14 protein-coding genes and 2 rRNA genes are annotated in these 17,146 nt (G+C 68.6%); 6 read left to right on the top strand and 10 right to left on the bottom strand.

Annotated features, from left to right (window positions below; genetic code table 11):
• Nucleotides 1-15: 15 nt before the first annotated feature.
• The 4 genes from recN to KLK06_RS15745 all read right to left on the bottom strand — a co-directional run bounded on the left by recN (nt 16) and on the right by KLK06_RS15745 (nt 3,665).
• Nucleotides 16-1,725, bottom strand: coding sequence for a DNA repair protein RecN (gene recN, locus KLK06_RS15760; protein ID WP_214636225.1), 1,710 nt, complete (start codon nt 1,723-1,725; stop codon nt 16-18).
• Nucleotides 1,726-1,789: 64 nt separating this feature from the next.
• Nucleotides 1,790-2,689, bottom strand: coding sequence for an NAD kinase (locus tag KLK06_RS15755; RefSeq protein WP_214636224.1), 900 nt, complete (start codon nt 2,687-2,689; stop codon nt 1,790-1,792).
• Entirely contained in the window at nt 2,686-3,498 is an 813-nt protein-coding gene (locus KLK06_RS15750) for a TlyA family RNA methyltransferase (protein ID WP_214636223.1), read from the bottom strand. The genes KLK06_RS15755 and KLK06_RS15750 overlap by 4 nt, the downstream gene beginning before the upstream one ends.
• Nucleotides 3,495-3,665: a hypothetical protein gene (locus KLK06_RS15745; protein ID WP_214636222.1), complete on the bottom strand. Its 171-nt coding sequence runs from the start codon at nt 3,663-3,665 to the stop codon at nt 3,495-3,497. Before KLK06_RS15745 ends, KLK06_RS15750 begins: the two co-directional genes overlap by 4 nt.
• Nucleotides 3,666-3,789: 124 nt before the next feature.
• On the opposite strand from KLK06_RS15745, the gene KLK06_RS15740 reads away from it, so the two are divergent.
• Entirely contained in the window at nt 3,790-4,137 is a 348-nt protein-coding gene (locus tag KLK06_RS15740; RefSeq protein WP_214636221.1) for an SCP2 sterol-binding domain-containing protein, read from the top strand.
• Nucleotides 4,138-4,393: 256 nt separating this feature from the next.
• Here the strand turns inward: KLK06_RS15740 and KLK06_RS15735 are convergent, their stop codons facing one another.
• Entirely contained in the window at nt 4,394-5,365 is a 972-nt protein-coding gene (locus KLK06_RS15735; RefSeq protein WP_308168276.1) for an HAD-IIA family hydrolase, read from the bottom strand.
• Between the two features lie 636 nt (nt 5,366-6,001).
• Between KLK06_RS15735 and KLK06_RS15730 the strand changes: the two genes are divergently transcribed.
• A complete protein-coding gene (locus tag KLK06_RS15730) occupies nt 6,002-6,592 on the top strand; it encodes a plasmid pRiA4b ORF-3 family protein (RefSeq protein ID WP_214636219.1) in 591 nt (196 codons plus the stop codon).
• A gap of 687 nt (nt 6,593-7,279) precedes the next feature.
• Here the strand turns inward: KLK06_RS15730 and KLK06_RS15725 are convergent.
• Nucleotides 7,280-7,702 carry a M48 family metallopeptidase gene (locus KLK06_RS15725; protein ID WP_214636218.1) on the bottom strand — a complete coding sequence of 141 codons (423 nt, stop codon included), beginning with the start codon at nt 7,700-7,702 and terminating at the stop codon, nt 7,280-7,282.
• Between the two features lie 121 nt (nt 7,703-7,823).
• Between KLK06_RS15725 and KLK06_RS59890 the strand changes: the two genes are divergently transcribed.
• Nucleotides 7,824-9,923, top strand: a complete 2,100-nt coding sequence (locus tag KLK06_RS59890; RefSeq protein WP_250905528.1) for a DUF1015 family protein — start codon at nt 7,824-7,826, stop codon at nt 9,921-9,923.
• A gap of 452 nt (nt 9,924-10,375) precedes the next feature.
• On the opposite strand, the gene KLK06_RS15705 is transcribed toward KLK06_RS59890, so the two are convergent.
• On the bottom strand, nt 10,376-10,921 hold the full coding sequence (locus tag KLK06_RS15705; RefSeq protein ID WP_214636217.1) for a single-stranded DNA-binding protein: 546 nt from the start codon (nt 10,919-10,921) through the stop codon (nt 10,376-10,378).
• 108 nt (nt 10,922-11,029) lie between these two features.
• On the opposite strand from KLK06_RS15705, the gene KLK06_RS15700 reads away from it, so the two are divergent.
• Entirely contained in the window at nt 11,030-11,956 is a 927-nt protein-coding gene (locus KLK06_RS15700) for an MBL fold metallo-hydrolase (protein ID WP_214636216.1), read from the top strand.
• 103 nt (nt 11,957-12,059) lie between these two features.
• Here KLK06_RS15700 and KLK06_RS15695 read toward each other — a convergent pair whose 3' ends face one another.
• Nucleotides 12,060-13,325, bottom strand: coding sequence for a hypothetical protein (locus tag KLK06_RS15695; RefSeq protein WP_214636215.1), 1,266 nt, complete (start codon nt 13,323-13,325; stop codon nt 12,060-12,062).
• On the opposite strand from KLK06_RS15695, the gene KLK06_RS15690 reads away from it, so the two are divergent.
• Both KLK06_RS15690 and KLK06_RS15685 read left to right on the top strand, forming a co-directional pair.
• Complete coding sequence (locus KLK06_RS15690; RefSeq protein WP_214636214.1) at nt 13,275-15,410, top strand: hypothetical protein; 2,136 nt, start codon at nt 13,275-13,277, stop codon at nt 15,408-15,410. The two genes, KLK06_RS15695 and KLK06_RS15690, sit on opposite strands and share 51 nt — an antisense overlap.
• 170 nt (nt 15,411-15,580) lie before the next feature.
• A complete protein-coding gene (locus KLK06_RS15685; protein WP_214636213.1) occupies nt 15,581-16,318 on the top strand; it encodes a cyclopropane-fatty-acyl-phospholipid synthase family protein in 738 nt (245 codons plus the stop codon).
• Between the two features lie 450 nt (nt 16,319-16,768).
• On the opposite strand, the gene rrf is transcribed toward KLK06_RS15685, so the two are convergent.
• Both rrf and KLK06_RS15675 read right to left on the bottom strand, forming a co-directional pair.
• A 5S ribosomal RNA gene (rrf, locus tag KLK06_RS15680) occupies nt 16,769-16,885 on the bottom strand.
• Between the two features lie 141 nt (nt 16,886-17,026).
• Nucleotides 17,027-17,146: ribosomal RNA gene (locus KLK06_RS15675) — 23S ribosomal RNA — on the bottom strand; the annotation flags it as partial.

Below are 17,146 nucleotides of genomic sequence, written 5' to 3'. Positions count from 1 at the left end.
CTATGTCACTCAGGATCACCGATCGGCGGCCGCCAGCCCGAGTAGCTCTTCGGCATGGGCTCTGCCCAGCTCAGAGTCCTCCAACCCGGCCAGCATGCGCGACAGTTCGCGGACGCGGCCTTCATGGTTGAGGGCGAGGACACCGCTGCGCACGACGCTGCCGTCGCTGGCCTTCTCGACCACCAGATGCTGGTCGGCGAACGCGGCCACCTGCGGCAGGTGGGTGACGACGATGACCTGGGCGGTACGTGCCAGCCTGGCGAGGCGGCGCCCGATCTCGACCGCGGCCTTGCCGCCCACACCCGCGTCGACCTCGTCGAACACGAACGTCGGCACCGGGTCGGCGCCCGCGAACACCACCTCGATCGCGAGCATGACGCGGCTCAGCTCGCCGCCGGAGGCGCCCTTGTTCAGCGGGAGCGGCGGCGCGGCGGGGTGGGCGGCCATCCGCAGCTCCACCTCGTCGACGCCTTCGGGGCCGAAGTCGGCGACCTGGGTGAGCTGGACGATGACCCTGGCGTGCGGCATGGCCAGCGCGGTCAGCTCGTCGGTGACGGCCTGACCGAACCGCTCGGCGGCGCCCTCACGCACCCGGGTCAGCTCCGCGGCCAGCTCGGTGAGCCGGGCGGTCAGCTCGTCGTGCTCGCGGGTCAGCTCGTCGATCCGTTCGTCATCGCCTTCCAGCTCGACCAGCCGGGCGGACGCCTCCTGGGCCCACCGCAGGACACCTGCGCTGTCTTCGGCATATTTCCGGATCAGCCCGGACAGCAGCGCCCGGCGGTCCTGCACGGCCGCGAGCCGCGCCGGGTCGGCCTCGATCGACTCGGCGTACGCGGCCAGGTCGGTGGCAACGTCGGAGATGAGGTAACCCGCCTCGGCCAACCGGTCGGCCACCCCGGCGAGCTGCGTGTCGTAGTCGCGCACCGCCTCGACGGCCGTGCGGGCCTCGCCCAGCAGGGAGATCACGTCGTGCGTGCCGCTCGAGGACTCCATCGGGTCGCCGAGCAGCGCCGTGTGCGCGGTCGTCGCGGCACCGCGCAGCGCGTCGGCGTGCGAGAGCCGCTCCTCCTCGCCGCGCAGCTCGATGTCCTCACCGGCCTTCGGCTCGACCTTCTCGATCTCCTCCAGGCCGAACCGCAGCCGGTCGGCCTCCTGAGTGCGCTCGCGCGCCCGGGTGGTGAGCTCGTCGAGCAGCGCCCCCACCTGCTTGTGCCGTTTGTACGCCTGGGTGTAGGCGCGCAGCGGCTTGACCAGATCGTCACCGGCGTAGCGGTCGAGCGAGGCCCGCTGCCTGGCCGGCTGCAGGAGGCGCTGCTGGTCCATCTGCCCGTGGACGGCGACCAGGTCGTCGGCCAGGTAGGTCAGCGTGCCGACGGGCACCGTGCGGCCGCCGAGCCAGGCCCGCGACCGGCCCTCGGCCGAGACGGTGCGCGAGATGATGAGCTCGCCGTCCTCGATCTCGCCGCCGATGTCCTCGACCTGCTGGGAGACGCGGCCGCCGGGCTCGATGACCAGCGTGCCCTCGATGGTGGCCTTGTCGGCGCCCGGCCGGATACGGGAAGGGTCGGCCCGGCCGCCGAACAGCAATCCAAGCCCGGTGACGACCATCGTCTTGCCGGCACCGGTCTCGCCGGTGACCACGTTGAAGCCTGGCGAAAGCTCCAAAACAGCCTCATCGATGACGCCAAGCCCCTGGATGCGGACCTCCTCGACCCTTGGTCGCACTGCCCACTCCCGTCGCTCCGAACGCTTGTGCGATCTAACTGTACGCGCTGCACCTGTAATTGAGTCAGGGACGCACCCGTCCGCGCCAGCCCTGAACGGGTAGCTCAAACTTGGCGACCAACCTGTCGGTGAAGGGGGCGCCGGTGCTCTCCACGCCGTGCAGCCGGGCCAGCCGTACCGGCTCGGAGCCGCGGCGTACCTCCACCCGGCTTCCGGACGGCAGGTCGAAGCGGCGCCGGCCGTCGCACCAGAGCACCCCGCCCGGTGTCTCGGGCAGGATCTCGACGGCCAGCGTCGAGCGCGGCGAGACCACGAGCGGCCTGGCGAACAGCGCGTGCGCGCTGATCGGCACCATGAGCAGCGCCTCGACCTCCGGCCACACGACGGGACCGCCCGCAGAGAAGGCGTAGGCGGTCGAGCCGGTCGGGGTCGCGCAGATCACACCGTCGCAGCCCCAGCGGGACAGCGGCCGCCCGTCGATCTCGGCGACCACCTCCAGCATGCGCTCGCCCTTCTCCACGCTGGCCTCGTTGAGCGCCCACGTGTCGGCGAGCACCTGGCCGTTCTGCCTGGCCAGCACGTCGATCGTCATGCGTTCCTCGACGTCGTAGCGGCCCTCGACCACGCTGTCGACCGCCGACTTCAGATCGGCGACCTCGGCTTCGGCCAGGAAGCCGACGTGCCCGAGGTTGACGCCGAGCAGCGGCGTGCCGGTGGGCCTGGCGAGATCGGCCGAACGCAGCAGCGAGCCGTCGCCGCCGAGCACGATCAACATCTCGGCGTCCTTGGCGGCCAGGGGATCACAGGGCACCACGTCGATGCCGTGACAGCCGATGTCACCGGCCTCCACATCGAGCACCCTGACCTGGATCCCGGCGGCGACGAGGCGGTCGATGACCAGACGGGCGCTGTCGACCGCGGCCTCCCGCCCGGTGTGCGCGGTGACCAGCACCGTTCGGTTCATTGCGGCCCTTCCGCGACGGCCCGCTCTATCTCGGCGTCGAGGTCGGCGACCGGCGGCTCGCCCTCCCCCTTGCCCAGCCAGAGCAGATACTCCACATTTCCTGACGGACCGGGCAGCGGGCTCGCGGTCACGCCGCGTACCGCCAGACCCAGCTCACGCGCCTTGGCCGCGGCCGCGCGCACCGCGCCCGCCCGCAACACCGGATCGCGCACCACTCCACCGGCACCCACCAAATCCTTGCCCACCTCGAACTGCGGCTTGACCAGCAGCACGAAGTCCGCCTGAGGCGCGGCCACCGAGGCCAGCGCGGGCAGCACGAGCCGCAGCGAGATGAACGACAGATCGCCGACGATCAGCGAAGGTGGCTCGCCGACCATCTCCGGGGTCAGATCACGTACGTTGACGCGCTCCATCACCGTCACCCGGTCGTCGGTCCGCAACGACCAGGCGAGCTGTCCGTAACCCACGTCGACGGCGAGCACGCGTTCGGCGCCGTGGCGCAGCAGCACATCGGTGAACCCGCCCGTGGACGCGCCCGCGTCGAGGCACCGGCGCCCCCGGATCTCCAGCGCGCCGAACGCCTCGATCGCGCCGAGCAGCTTGTGCGCGCCGCGCGAGACATAGTCGGGGCCGTCCGCGGACTCAGCCACCACGATGGCCGAGGCGGTGTCGACCTGGGTCGCCGCCTTGCCCGCCCGCCGCCCGCCGACCGTGACCCGGCCGGCCTCGATGAGCTGGCCCGCCTGCTCCCGCGACCTCGCCAGGCCGCGCCGTACCAGCTCGCTGTCCAGCCGGATACGTCGGCTCACTGGTCGCCCATCTGGCCGTCCACGCTCCCCAGCGCGGCCTCGAGCCCGGAGAACGCCTGGTCGAACACCGTGACGTGCTCTCCCACCGGCCGCCCGGCCAGGTCGCCGAGACCGGCGAGGACCGCGTCGACCCGCTCGTCGCCGGTCTCCTCCGGAAGCTCACTCATGACACGACCGTAACGCCTCACGCGAGCACCCGGCACCTTGGCAGGCATGTCACACGTTGAAGGTTCACACGGGGTGCCACTGATGTGGAACGCTACCGTCCGGAATGGAAGAAAGGATCCCACCATGGCAAGCGTCGAGGAGTGCCGGACGGCACTGGCCAAGCTCGTCGCCCATTTCGACGAGATCGGCGAGGAGGACCGGGCCAAGCACGTGGTCGAACGTACGGTGAGCTGCCGGGTCTCCGACCTCGACGTGATCTTCTACGGCCGCCTGCATCCTGAGGGGCTGGACCCGTTCGCGGAAGACCCGCCCTCGAACGGCAAGTCGGCCGACGTCAAGCTGACGATCGTCAGCGACGACCTGATCGCGCTGGTCGACGGGGAACTCGACCTGGCACGCGCACTGCTCGGCGGCCGGGTACGCATCGACGCCAGCTTCGGCGACCTGTTGCGCCTACGCCGCCTACTCTGACCCTCCCCTCGCCCCACCATCGAGACCGACCAACCGAGCCAGACGCGCGGCGACCGTCGACCCTCGCACGGAGCATTCCGCGCGAGCCACCTTCCGCCGACGCGTCCGCTCGCGCGCCTTAGCCCCGCGACACGTCCCATCAACCGAACCGACCTCCCTGACACGGCCAGCCAGCCGATCGCCGCCTCCGCCGCGACCACCCATCTGGCCCCGCGACATGTCCGGTCAGCCGGTCCGAGCTGCCTGGCGCGGCCGGTCAGCCGATCTGGTCCAGTACCGGTTTGACGGCGTCCTCCTCGGCCTGGCCCTCGCCCGCGTGCGTCCAGGCGGCGTCGCAGGCCGCCCTCAGCCCGTCGATGCGGCTGCCCTCACCCTCGAGGGTGAGCACCCCGTCGACCCACCGTGCCCGCCAACCTCCGCAGGCGCCTTGCCGTACCTCCGGATAGGGCTGCAGCAGCGCGGACAGATCCTCGGCCACGTACGTCGGCCGCTGCCGTGGGGAGGCCGTGAGCACGTCGAGCGGCGTGGCCACCCCGGTGAGCACCAGCAACCCGTCGACGCCCGCGTTGACCGCGCCCTCAATGTCGGTGTCGAGCCGGTCACCCACCACGAGCGGCCGCTTCGCCCCGGTACGGAGCACCGACTCCCGATGCAACGGCGGATCGGGCTTGCCCGCGAACACCGGCTCCACCCCGGTCGCGGTGGCGATCACCCGGACCATCGCCCCGTTTCCCGGCAGCTCACCCCGCCGCGTCGGCAACGTACTGTCCCTATTGGCAGCGACGAACAACGCGCCATGCCGCACCGCCAGCGCGCCTTCCGCCAGCAGGCCGTACGAGAGACCGGGCGCGATCCCCTGCACAACGGCGACCGGCGCGTCATCCGCGGTGGTCACGGGCCTGAGCCCTTGATCCCGTATGGCCAGCCGCAGCCCGGAACCCCCGACCACGAGCACGTTGGAGCCCGGCGGCACCCGTTCGGCGACCAGCCGGGCGGCGGCCTGCGCCGAGGTCACGACATCTTCGCCCTTGGCGGGGACTCCAAGCTCGCGCAGATGCGCGGCGGTCGCGGCGGGGGTTCGTGAGGCGTTGTTGGTGACGTACGCCAGCCGCACATCCCTGCCCCGCGCCTCCTCCAGCGACTCGACCGCATGGGGCACCGCGTGGTGGCCCAGATAGACGACCCCGTCGAGGTCGAGCAGCAGGGTGTCATAGCCGTCGATCAGCACTGCGCCTCTTCCCGTTTGACTTCTCACGCCGCGTGCGACTTTAGCGTCGGCCTCGTACCCATCTGGCGAAAGGCTGACCATATCCACACATTCCCCCTCAACCTCGCGAAACGCACCGCCCCATTCGCCAACCCCAACCGTCGGCGCACGCATTGGAGCACGCGCCCGCGCACGCATCGGGGCACGTCGACCCCGACGCCCTCTATCCGGCCGATGAGGCACGCGTCGCGGCACGCTTCAGGGCACGCGTCGCAGCACGCGCCCGCGCACACATCGGGGCACGTCGACCCCGACACGCTCAATCCAGCCGACAAGACACGCGTCGCAGCACGCCTCGGGGCACGCGTCGGAGGCCGAGGAAGGCTGGGGCGGCACGGACAATATGCGCCAGTCGATGGAGCGCAACCACTCACCGACAGCCACTTTCGTCACTCAGCTCACATCACTACCGGCCAACAACAATGCGCGCTCCGGTTGCGATCACAACAACAACAGCCAAATCACGAGCGCCAGCACTTGTGCCCTATGCGACTCAACGCGCTAAATACGCCAAATACGCCAAATCAGAGCCGCCCACAAGCCGACAAGTTAAGCTCACCGCCCACACCGAACCCAACGAAGCGGCAGAATAACGCTGTGACGAACACCCCCAGCGCGAAGCAGACAATTCACAAGATCAAGGTCACCTTGCGCGGTTCCCGACCACTGGTCTGGCGCCGTCTGGAGGTCGCCTCGGACAGTACTCTGCGGCACCTCCACGACGTCATCCAAGCGTCCTTCGGCTGGGAGAACTACCACATGTGGGTCTTCGACACCGCAACCGGCCGCTTCGGCGTCACCGACCGCGAGCTGGAGATCCGCAGCGCAGCCTCCAGGCGACTCGACCATGTCGCTCCCCATGCGAATGACCGGCTCCGCTACACCTACGACTTCGGCGACGACTGGGAACACGAAATCCTGGTCGAAGCCATCACCGATCCGGAACCCGGCACGGCCTACCCACGCTGCCTTACTGGACGCCGTGCAGGACCACCCGAGGACTCCGGCGGCGTCTGGGGCTACGAATACCTCCTCGAAATCCTCGCCGATCCCGCCCACGAGGAGCACCAGGAGCGCCTGGAATGGCTCGGCCTCGAATCAGCCGACCAGTTCAACCCCGCGAGCTTCGACGCCAACAAGATCAACGACGCACTCTCCGGCCTCGCGATCGTCCTCACCAAGGACTGACCACGCACCATCTCAAACGCACCCCCTCCGAGATGGATCTTTCGCAGCATCAATCGCAAAGTCCCACGAAACGCTCGAACCACTCTCAACCTGACCACTCACCCCCGTCTGGCGCCCGCCTCAGGGAACCGGGACGCCGCCCATGGCCCAAGACCAGCATCCAGAACACCGGGGTCATACCCGAGCACAAGCCCTTCCAGCAGGACATCGAGCTCGTCCCCCAAGCGCGGGGCTGCTCCCAGGAGCCCAAACCCGCATCCAATGCACCGGGCTCATGACCGCGAAGCATCAAGAACGCGTCCAGGACAGCCCGGTTGAGCCCCTGAACGCCGGACCCTCGCTCGAATCCCCTGCGACTGTTCCCGGAGAACCAAGCTCGCGTCCAGAGCACCGAGCCATGCCCGCGAAGCGCCAAAACGCGCCCAGGACAGCCAAGCCGTATCGAAGCGCCACCCCGCGCCTGAGACACCCCGGTCTGCCTCCGGACCGCCAACCAGGCCGCCGGCGGCGCGGCCCGGCTGATCTGCGAGCGGGGTCTTGCGCACCCGGGCCATGCCTGAGCCGCGGAGAACATGTCCGAGCCCACTCAACGACTCGTCCCCACGGACCCGCCCTCGAACGCCGGAGTTTCGCTCGGACCCCTGCTGCACCGGCGTTCCACGCCAAGCCGCCGGAGCTACCTATCCACTACATCTCACGACGGGCCCGCAGAGTGGCGCGTACGTTCTTCAGCGCGGACACGTAGTGCCGCTCCTCCGGCCGCATGGCCACAGCGATCGCGAGAGGCTCCTGAGCACCCTCAACATCACCCGTCCGCCACAGCGATAACCCAAGCCCGAAATACGCGTAATCCTCCGTCGGATTGGCGTCGACGATCTGTCGGAAGCTCGCCGCAGCGTCCGCGTACTGCCGTGAATTGAACTGCGCTCGCGCAAGCGCCTCTCTGATGCTGCGCGAATCGGGCTCCGCGGCCGCGGCGCGCTCGAGCAGTGCGGCAGCCGCTGCCGGACTGCCCTCTTTCAAAAGCTTCACCCCGCGCTGATACCAGTCGTAAACGTCACCTCCCGGAGATCCGGGGGATTCATCGTGAACGTTTCTACCTTGGACCATGCGTGAGGCCTCCTTCATCGGCTGACAAGGCTCCGGTTGAATTCGCCGCGGAATCAGGCATCGCTAGGTGGTTCGGGGGCTACTTCCGGAAGACCCGGACACTTATGGGAGCATGCCCGGTATGGGGAATCCTGAACTGCCGGTGCCCGATGGACTGCTCCTACGCCCCTTCCGCGGCGTCCGCTTCATGGTCGACGATCCCGCCAAGGTGACCTCCCCGCCCTACGACCTGATTGCCGACGGCGACGTTCGCGCTCTGCTGGATTCTCATCCCAACAACGTCGTCCGCCTCATCCTTCCCTGCTCAGCGGCCCTCAAGTCCCCCGAAGAACACCCACCGCACCCCAGCACGACATCAAGCGTCGCTTCAGACGACGCCGGCCCCGTCGCAGGAACAGACGACAAACCATCCGTTGCCACCCCGGGCAGCCTGACCGAGAGCACCCATCAGAGCGCGCCCGATTACGCCGTCGGCATCCGCCAGCCCCAAGACTCCATCGCCACGCACGACGGCTCCGGAATCGCAGCCGCCGCTCACGACAACGACCCGTCGCGGATCCCGATCGGTCACCACCCCGGCAGAACGCCTGACAACCCAGCCGCCAGCCAGCACAGCGCCCCACCGGAAGAAGCCACCGAACAGCTCCCCGACGACGAAGCGCCCACGGGCGGCCCAGGACCGGCCGGCCCGCTCGATGGCCCCAGCGATGAGCGGCATGGTGCGGCGGTCGGGGACACAGCGGTCCAGCCATATGGCGACACGCCGGAACCTTCAGTGGACGAGCGCTATTACGTGGCCCGCGACACCCTCCTCGCCTGGCTGGACGCGAAGGTGCTGGTCCCTGACGAGCAACCGGCCCTGTACGTGTACGAGCAGCACGGACCCGGCGTCCTACAGCGCGGCCTCATCGGAGACGTCGCCCTCTCGGACCCGGCTCGGCGCATCATCCTCCCCCACGAAGACATCTTCCCCGGCCCCGTCACCGACCGGCTCGCCCTCATGAGCACCACCCAGGCCAACCTCGAACCCATTTTCCTCCTCTACGACGGCGGCCGAGGAACGACCACCCGGCTGGTGGATCACGTAGCCGCGACACGCGAACCTCTGGTGACGGCCCGTACGGCAGACGGTCTGTACCACCGCCTCTGGGCGATCACGGATCCGGCGGAGATCGACGCCGTCAACGCCGACCTCCGAACCCGCCAAGCCCTCATAGCCGATGGCCACCACAGGTACGCGACATACCGGGTCCTGCAACGCCAGGAGCACGCGGCCCGCGCCAGCCAAACCCCCGGCTCATGGCCCCCGCTCACCACACCCTCACCCGCCACCCCACAACCTCCCGCCCCCTCACCACTGGGCACTCAGCCACATCTGGACGCGGAACCAGAGCCGAACCCCGCGCCAACCCACGGCACTCAGCCCAACGCCACACCAACCCAGAACCCGCCAACCCAGGACCCAGTGCCCACCACCACACCAACCCAGGGCCCACCGACCCAGGCCCCAAGGCCCACCAGCACACCAACCCAGAACACGGCCTCCGACGCCGGACCTGACCAGGAGCCAGACCCCGCCACCGCCACATCAGCCCACGGGGTCCAGCCCGTAGGACAGCGTGTGCACGGCAGCGAGCAGGGACAATCCGCGTTCGGTCCATGGGACTTCGGGCTGGCGTTGCTCGTGGACTCGACCGCGTACCCACCTGATCTCAAGGCCATCCACCGCGTCATCCCCGGCCTGCCCCTGGCCGAGGCGGCGGCCAGGGCCAAGGGATCGTGGCGCGTCCACGACCATGCCGACCTCGGCCAGGGCCTGGCCGCGCTCGAAGCCGCAGGGGAGCCTGCCTTTCTGCTCGCCGGGGAAGGTGGCTACCACCTGCTCACCAACCCCGATCCGGTGCAGCTCGCCCGCGCCATGCCGCCGGACCGCTCCGATCGGTGGAACTCGCTGAACATCTCCATCCTCAGTGAGTTCGTCCTGCCCAAGGTGTGGGGCATGGAGGATGATCAGCAGGCCGTACGGATCGTGCATCATGACCCGAAGGCCGCCCTGCAGCTGGCTCTCGACACAGGTGGCACCGCGGTGATTCTGAAGCCGCTCGCCGTCGACGACGTGCTGGCCATCGCGGCGGGCGGCGAGCGTGTCCCTCGCAAATCAACCTCCTTTGGGCCCAAGCCCATAACGGGCCTCGTCCTTCGCACCTTCGCCACCGGTTGAGGCGAGGCATCGGTCCGGTGCTCCCAGCACCGGAAGGTGGCTCCAGAGAGCCTTCTGCGCCGACGAGTGCCTGGCCATGGGGTGCGCGAGTACAACGGATGGCATGGCTGCGAGACGCGCGGTCACCGTTCAACGCCTCCGCTCTGGTGAGCCATCACTGCTCTATGAGCGAGATCAGCCCCTGTTTCCGCACCCCACCACGGCTGACGTGCGCGCCGATCACTCACAGCGCCGGACCAACTAAGGGCTGTTGGGAAGGAAGGGGCGGGAGGGGTGGAAGGGCCGCCAGACCGGGAAAGCGGCAGTGCGGATGCCCGCAAATGCCTGTGGGCAGCGCGGTTGCCCGCAGGCATTTCCCTTTCGCCACCAACCCACCGCCCATTGGCGGACGCCTCCCACCCCCGCGCAGCGGCTACCTGTGATGAAGCGCAGCCACAGGGAGAGAGCGAGCGCTAGCCAGTTTGGGCCAGGTCGGGAGCTGGGCGTGGTGGTGGGACGGATGCCATGACGTCGGGCACATCCCGAGCCATCGCACTTCCGGAAGGCTCTGGGCTTTGCGGCGGCGCCGGGCCTCGCCGGCACTCCTGACCCTCCGGTGGTTCCGGATCGTTCTCGAGTCGCCGAGTCCGCGAGGGTGGGAAGGGTTTCCGAGGCTTTCGCGACGGCCTCGGCTGATCCGCTGTATCAGGCGGGGCTGCCTTGGCCATGCTGACCTCGACTTCATAGCGCCAGATCTTGGCGGCTGTCGGGCCGTAGACGTGGCAGCGGAAGGCGCCCTTGATCTCCATGGTGTCGCGAGGTCTGAGGCTGCGGACGAACGCGGCCGCCTCGGGATCGAAGGTCGCACATGGCACGCTGTCCGTCATCGTTTGATCGCTTCTGTGGTGCGGGCGGCGCACGATCAGGCGCCATTTCGTGAGAATGTCACCGCTCGGCAGGGGTTTGTCCTCTGGCGTCGCGGACAGCCTTCCCACCAGTACGACCTCGTTGCGATCCACTGTCGTCCTCCCATCGGCGTTCTGGTGAGATCACTCTTTACGATGAGGGGGACGCCGGATCGGCTCGAACGCCATTCTGGGGATAACGGCAGCGGATCGGGAGTGCCTGTGGACAACATCACCGCCCTGGGCGGCGACGTCTATGAGATCGATACGAGGATGGCGGGCTATTCGGGCATCACAGCGGGGTACCTGATCCTCGGTGATCGCCCATGCCTGGTCGAGACCGGCACCTCGACCTCCGCGCCCGTGGTCCGCGACGCACTGGCCGCGCTCGGCGTGGGCCCCGAGGACCTGGCCACGGTCGTGGTCACGCACATCCATCTGGACCACGCCGGCGGCGCGGGAGACATGGCGAAATTCTTCCCATCTGCCCAGATCGTGGTGCATGAGAAGGGAGCCAGACACCTGGCCGATCCGTCAAGATTGATGGCCAGCGCGAGGATGGTGTGGGGTGACCGCCTCGACACGCTATTCGGCGAACTGTCGCCAACCGAGGCCGACCGCATCATCGCACTCGGCGACACCGGGTCCATCGACCTGGGCAACGGAAGGACGTTGAACAGCCACTACTCCCCCGGCCACGCCAAGCATCACGTGGGCCTCATCGACTCCGCCACCGGCGACCTGTACGTGGGTGACGCCGTCGGCGTGTACCTGCCCCAGACCGGGGACCTCCGCCCGGCCACCCCGCCTCCGGACTTCGACCTGGAGACGGCGCTCAGCTCGATCGCGCTGTTCGAGGCACTTGGTCCGCAGCGGTTGCTGTTCAGCCACTATGGACCGGTCGGCGCCGTACAGGAGACGCTCGAACGGTCCGCGGAGGAACTTCGCGTCTGGGTCGATCTCACCCGCCAGGTACACGGGGAGGGTCTGGACCTCGACCACGCCGTCGCCATGGTCAGGGACCGCACCAGGGAGCGGTACCAAGCACTTAGGGCGGACGACGAGACGGCGGAGCAGTTCGAGCTGCTGAGTGGCGCCCCGTCGAACGTCGCGGGCATCTACCACTGGCTCGACCGCGTCTCGCCCTGACCTTCTGATACGACCTGCGGGTCGAAGAACCGGCATGCCGTACCAGCGACCGGCCGCATGACTCCGCCGTACACCTCTGCGAGATGTACGGCGGAGCGGGACGTCAGTCTTCGCGCTTGGAGTCGCGCTTGGGGGCGTCCTCGGCTGGTTCGTCGGACTGGTCCAGGATGTCGCCGAAGTCGGGCTCGATGAACGCCGGACTAATGCCCAGCGTCATCGGGACCTCGGGCAGACGGGCCTCTGACGCCGGGGCGTCCGACTTCGTCGTACCTGGGCCGTCAAGCACGTCGCCGGACTCGGGCTCAGCGTCATCCGGACCGTCCAGGATGTCGCCGAGCTTGGAGGTTTCGGGTGCGGCCTCCTCGGCGGCGTCCTGCTCAGAAGCGGATCCCACCGGCTCAGGGGCGGATTCCGCCTGGCCGGCGGACCCGTCCTGCTCATCGTCGACGTCCTGCAGGTCAGCGGACTCGTCCTGGTCATCGTCAACGTCCTGCAGGTCAGCGGACCTGTCCTGGTCGTCGACGTCCTGCTGGACAGCCGTGTCGTCCCTCTGGCCAGCCGTGTCGTCCTGCTGATCCGCAGGTTCGGCGTCGGCAGTCTGACCGTCAACGGGCTCGCGGTCATCCAGAAGGTCGCCTGCCTCGGCGAGGGCCTCGTCGACGTCCTGGTCCACTTCGTCGGCTTCGTCGGCCGTACCGGCGTCCTCGAATTCGTCCTCGTCGTCGACGTCCCCGTCGACGTCCTCGTCCACTTCGTCGGCCGTACCCGCGTCCTCGTCGTCGAAGTCCTCTTCGACGTCCTCGATGACGGCGCCCGTCAGCTCGGCGTACCGCTCGGCGGCATCCGTCTCGCCATCCTCGTCGAAGGCCATCGCTCTGGCGAACCAGTCGGTGGCGGCCTCCTGATGACCCGCGTCGGCCAGCGCGTCTGCGTACGCGAACGCGAGACGAGCCGACCAGGGCTTCGCCTGCGTGTCACGCAGTTCGGGCAGGCGTTGGAGGGTGATGACGGCGGCGTCGTTCTGGCCGAGATCGCGGCGGGCGCCGGACTCGACGATGGACAGCTCGATGCGTCCCGCCCTGTCGAGGCGTTCGGCTTCGGGTGAACGGACCAGGTCGAGGGCGCGTTCCGGACGACCGAGACCGCGTTCGCAGTCGGCCATGACCGCCAGGTACGCGTCGGAGCCGGTCATCCGCCTCGCCGCGCGCAGGTCGCTCAGAGCCTCGGAGAAGTGCCCCGCGCGGTAGGCGACAATGCCCGCCGCCTCACGCACGACACCGATGCGGGCCGCGAACCTGCGGGCCACCTTGGTGTGCTCGTGTGCCTGATCGGGGTCGTCCTCCTCGAGTGCGCGCTCGGCTGCGACCATGTGCCTGCCCACCAACTCGGCGAGGTCGCCGGGGAGAGAGCGCAGCTCGTCGCGTACTTCCTTGTCGAGCTCTTCGGCGGTGATGTCGGGCGCGACCTCGGGCAGTGGCTCGCGCTGCGGAGCGTCGTCCTCGGAACGGCCGAACCTGGCACGGGTGCCGCTGGAAGCCCGGTCGTCATGAGAGTCGCGGGAGAACGGACGGGAACGGTCGTCGCCGCGCGGGCCACGATCGTCACGGTAACCGCCTTCACGGCGGGGACCCCGGTCGTCACGGAAGCCACCCTCGCCGCGCGGACCCGCGTAACCACCCTCACGACGAGGGCCACGGTCATCACGGTCACGGAACGGACGACGATCGTCGCCACCCGACGGACGATCGCCACCCGCAGGACGCGCACCTCGGTCGTCACGGAACCCACCCGAGCGCTGGTCGTCACGGTCGCGGAAACCACCACGGTCCCCACCAGCACGCGGACCCCGATCGCCGCTGAACCCGCCCTCACGCCGCGGACCGCGGTCACCACCGAACCCGCCCTCGCGGCGCGGGCCGGCGTAGCCGCCCTCACGACGGGGGCCACGGTCATCGCGGTCGCGGAACGGACGACGATCGTCGCCACCCGACGGACGTTCACCACCCGCAGGACGCGAACCCCGATCATCACGGAAGCCGCCCTCGCGGCGCGGGCCGGCGTAGCCGCCCTCACGACGGGGGCCACGGTCATCGCGATCACGGAACGGACGACGATCGTCGCCACCCTCAGGACGCGAACCCCGGTTGTCGCGGAATCCGCCGTCGGCGCGCGGACCACGGTCGCTGAACGGACGACGTGGCGCGTCACCTTCGCGACGGGGCCCACGGTCGGCACCGCCCTCAGGACGCGCACCTCGGTCGCCGCGGAACCCGCCCGGGCGCTGGTCGTCACGACGATCCGCGCCACCGTCACGGTCGCGGAAACCACCACGGTCCCCACCAGCACGCGGACCCCGATCGCCGCTGAACCCGCCCTCACGCCGCGGACCCCGATCGCCACCGAACCCGCCCTCACGACGAGGACCGGCGTAACCGCCCTCACGCCGAGGGCCACGATCATCGCGGTCGCGGAACGGACGACGATCGTCGCCACCCTCAGGACGCGAACCCCGGTTGTCGCGGAATCCGCCATCGGCGCGCGGACCACGGTCGCCGAACGGACGACGTGGCGCGTCACCTTCGCGACGGGGCCCACGGTCATCGCGGAAGCCACCCTCACGGCGCGGCCCACGATCGCCACCCTGGTAACCACCCTCGCCACGCGGACCACGGTCACCACTGAACCCGCCCTCACGACGGGGACCGGCGTAACCACCCTCACGACGAGGGCCGGCGTAACCACCTTCACGGCGAGGGCCACGGTCATCGCCGGACCCGCTGTCAGAACGCGGGCCACGATCGTCACGGTCGCGGAACGGACGACGGTCATCGCCGCCGCGTCCGCCTCGATCATCGCGGAAGCCACCCTCACGGCGCGGCCCACGATCGCCACCCTGGTAACCACCCTCGCCACGCGGACCACGGTCACCACCGAACCCGCCCTCACGGCGCGGGCCGGCGTAACCACCCTCACGACGAGGGCCACGGTCATCGGACCCGCCCTCACGCCGGGGACCGCTATAGCCGCCTTCACGACGGGGGCCGCGGTCACCACTGAACCCGCCTTCGCGACGAGGCCCACGGTCATCACTGAGCGCGCCCTCACGGCGCGGCCCGCGATATCCTCCGCCATCGCGCCCGGTACCCCGGTCGCTGCGTCCCTGGTATCCGGAACGCTCGCCGCGCCCACGATCCTGCGGCGCACCACGGTCGCCGCTTTCGCGCCGTGCCCCGCGGTCGCCGGTATGCGGCCTGTCATCGGAACGGAACGGACGGTCGCCCCTGGAGTCGCGCTGGTCACGCCCGCGGGAGCCGTACCCGCCGCTCCTGTCGCCGTCCTGGGGGCGCTTGTCTCCGCCGTCCCCCCGTTCGCGCTGTCCGCCGTCCGATCCGTTATCACTGTTCACTTCTGGTCCATTTCGTTGGCTCACTCAGCAGACTCGTGCGTCACATGACGGTCCGCCGTGGCAGGGTCGCCGCCCCGTTTTCAGGCCTTACGCGACGAAGGCCACCCGCGGTGGGATGGCCCGGTACCACCAGCCTAGCAAGCCGAAGCACGTCACTGAGCCTGCCCCGGCCGCATATTCGGTCGCGCCGATTGAACGCTTCGGGAAAACTACTGGGCATGTCGCTCCGCTTCCATGAGATCGCCGAGTCGGGCCATCGCATTCTGAACGCCATCACCGACGAAAAACTCAACCTCATCGGCGAAATCTGCCGCATCAGGCCAGGCACCCGCCAACTGGATCTCGCCTGCGGAAAAGGCGAAATGCTCACCCGCTGGGCCGCCCGTTACGGCTCACACGGGGTAGGCGTGGACATCAGCAAGGTCTTCCTCGACGCCGCCAGAGAACGCGCCGACGAGCTCGGCGTAGCCGATCAGGTACGCTTCGTCGAGGCGGACGCGGCAACCTACGAGGACGAACCGCACTCGTACGACATCGTCTCGTGCATCGGCGCCACCTGGATCGGCGACGGCCTCCCCGGCACGCTCACCCTCATGCGCCGCCTGCTCCGCCCTGGCGGCCTCGCCCTGGTCGGCGATTGCTACTGGATCAGCCCACCACCACCCGAAGCGTACGCATCGCTTCAAGTACCGAGCGACCTGTTCACCTCATTGTCCGGTACGGCCAAACGCATCGAGGACGCCGGTTACGAGCTGGTAGAAATGGTGCTGGCGAACCAAGACACCTGGGACAGGTACGTCGCCGCACAATGGTGGACGCTGAGCGAATGGCTACGAGAAAATCCTGACGACCCCGAGGCAGCGGAGTTGCGGCAATTCCTGGACCAGGCACGCCGCTCTCATCTCGAGTACGGCAGGCAGTACCTGGGCTGGGGTGTCTTCGTTCTTCGCGGATAAGCGGTTTGATTCCTCGATTTGGCCTCGGACGCGCCGAAGCGCAATTGGCCAATCCTGAACCTGCCAAGCGGCTTGTACGACTCTAATCCGCGGACCTGCACATTTGTCGCGGTCCCGTACGGGCCGGCCTTGCCCGTTTGTAGAGCAGAGCCGGCCCCAGGGCCAATGCCATTGTGTGGCGTGCCGTGGCCGTCGCCCTGTCACGTCACCGCGTCCGAGCGACGATACGCACCCGCACGCGGTGACGTTCTCCCTGCATGACCGCCTCTTTGCTGGTGGAGGCGGTGAACGAGAGTACGCGCGTGGTCTACGGCGAGCTGGGCACACCACCCCAGCACGCCGTAGGGCCGCACACAGAGCGGCTGGCCGGAGCCCCTGGCGGCGGACTTGGCCCCATAACGCAGAAAGGGCCCCACGCGTAAGCGTGGAGCCCTTCCCGAACCAAAGATTGTCCGGCGGTGACCTACTCTCCCACACCCTCCCGAGTGCAGTACCATCGGCGCTGGGAAGCTTAACTTCCGGGTTCGGAATGTAACCGGGTGTTTCCTTCCCGCCATAACCGCCGTAACCCTATGAAACAAACAAACAACACGTGTTTGCAGTCTCAGAATTGCATAGTGGACGCGAGCAAGAAGACCCGTGATGCGGCGCTGCTCTGGACCCGGCGAAGAGTAACAGAGCGCAGCACACACCACAGCATAAAGCTTTGTGGTCAAGTCCTCGGCCTATTAGTACCGGTCAGCTCCACACGTTACCGTGCTTCCACCTCCGGCCTATCAACCCGGTCGTCTACCGGGAGCCTTACCCACTCTCGTGGTGGGAGACCTC

The organism is Nonomuraea sp. NEAU-A123, from assembly GCF_018603905.1.
Lineage (GTDB): Bacteria > Actinomycetota > Actinomycetes > Streptosporangiales > Streptosporangiaceae > Nonomuraea.
The sequence above is the reverse complement of the archived record's forward strand: the minus strand, read 5'-3'. Positions and strand labels throughout refer to the sequence as shown.

Bases quoted from the DNA above. Each gene is read 5' to 3' on its own strand.
- KLK06_RS15755 (WP_214636224.1), bottom strand. From the start codon at position 2,689: ATGAACCGAACGGTGCTGGTCACCGCGCACACCGGGCGGGAGGCCGCG.
- KLK06_RS15745 (WP_214636222.1), bottom strand. From the start codon at position 3,665: ATGAGTGAGCTTCCGGAGGAGACCGGCGACGAGCGGGTCGACGCGGTC.
- KLK06_RS15740 (WP_214636221.1), top strand. From the start codon at position 3,790: ATGGCAAGCGTCGAGGAGTGCCGGACGGCACTGGCCAAGCTCGTCGCC.
- KLK06_RS15725 (WP_214636218.1), bottom strand. From the start codon at position 7,702: ATGGTCCAAGGTAGAAACGTTCACGATGAATCCCCCGGATCTCCGGGA.
- KLK06_RS59890 (WP_250905528.1), top strand. From the start codon at position 7,824: ATGGGGAATCCTGAACTGCCGGTGCCCGATGGACTGCTCCTACGCCCC.
- KLK06_RS15695 (WP_214636215.1), bottom strand. From the start codon at position 13,325: ATGGTCGCAGCCGAGCGCGCACTCGAGGAGGACGACCCCGATCAGGCA.
- KLK06_RS15685 (WP_214636213.1), top strand. From the start codon at position 15,581: ATGTCGCTCCGCTTCCATGAGATCGCCGAGTCGGGCCATCGCATTCTG.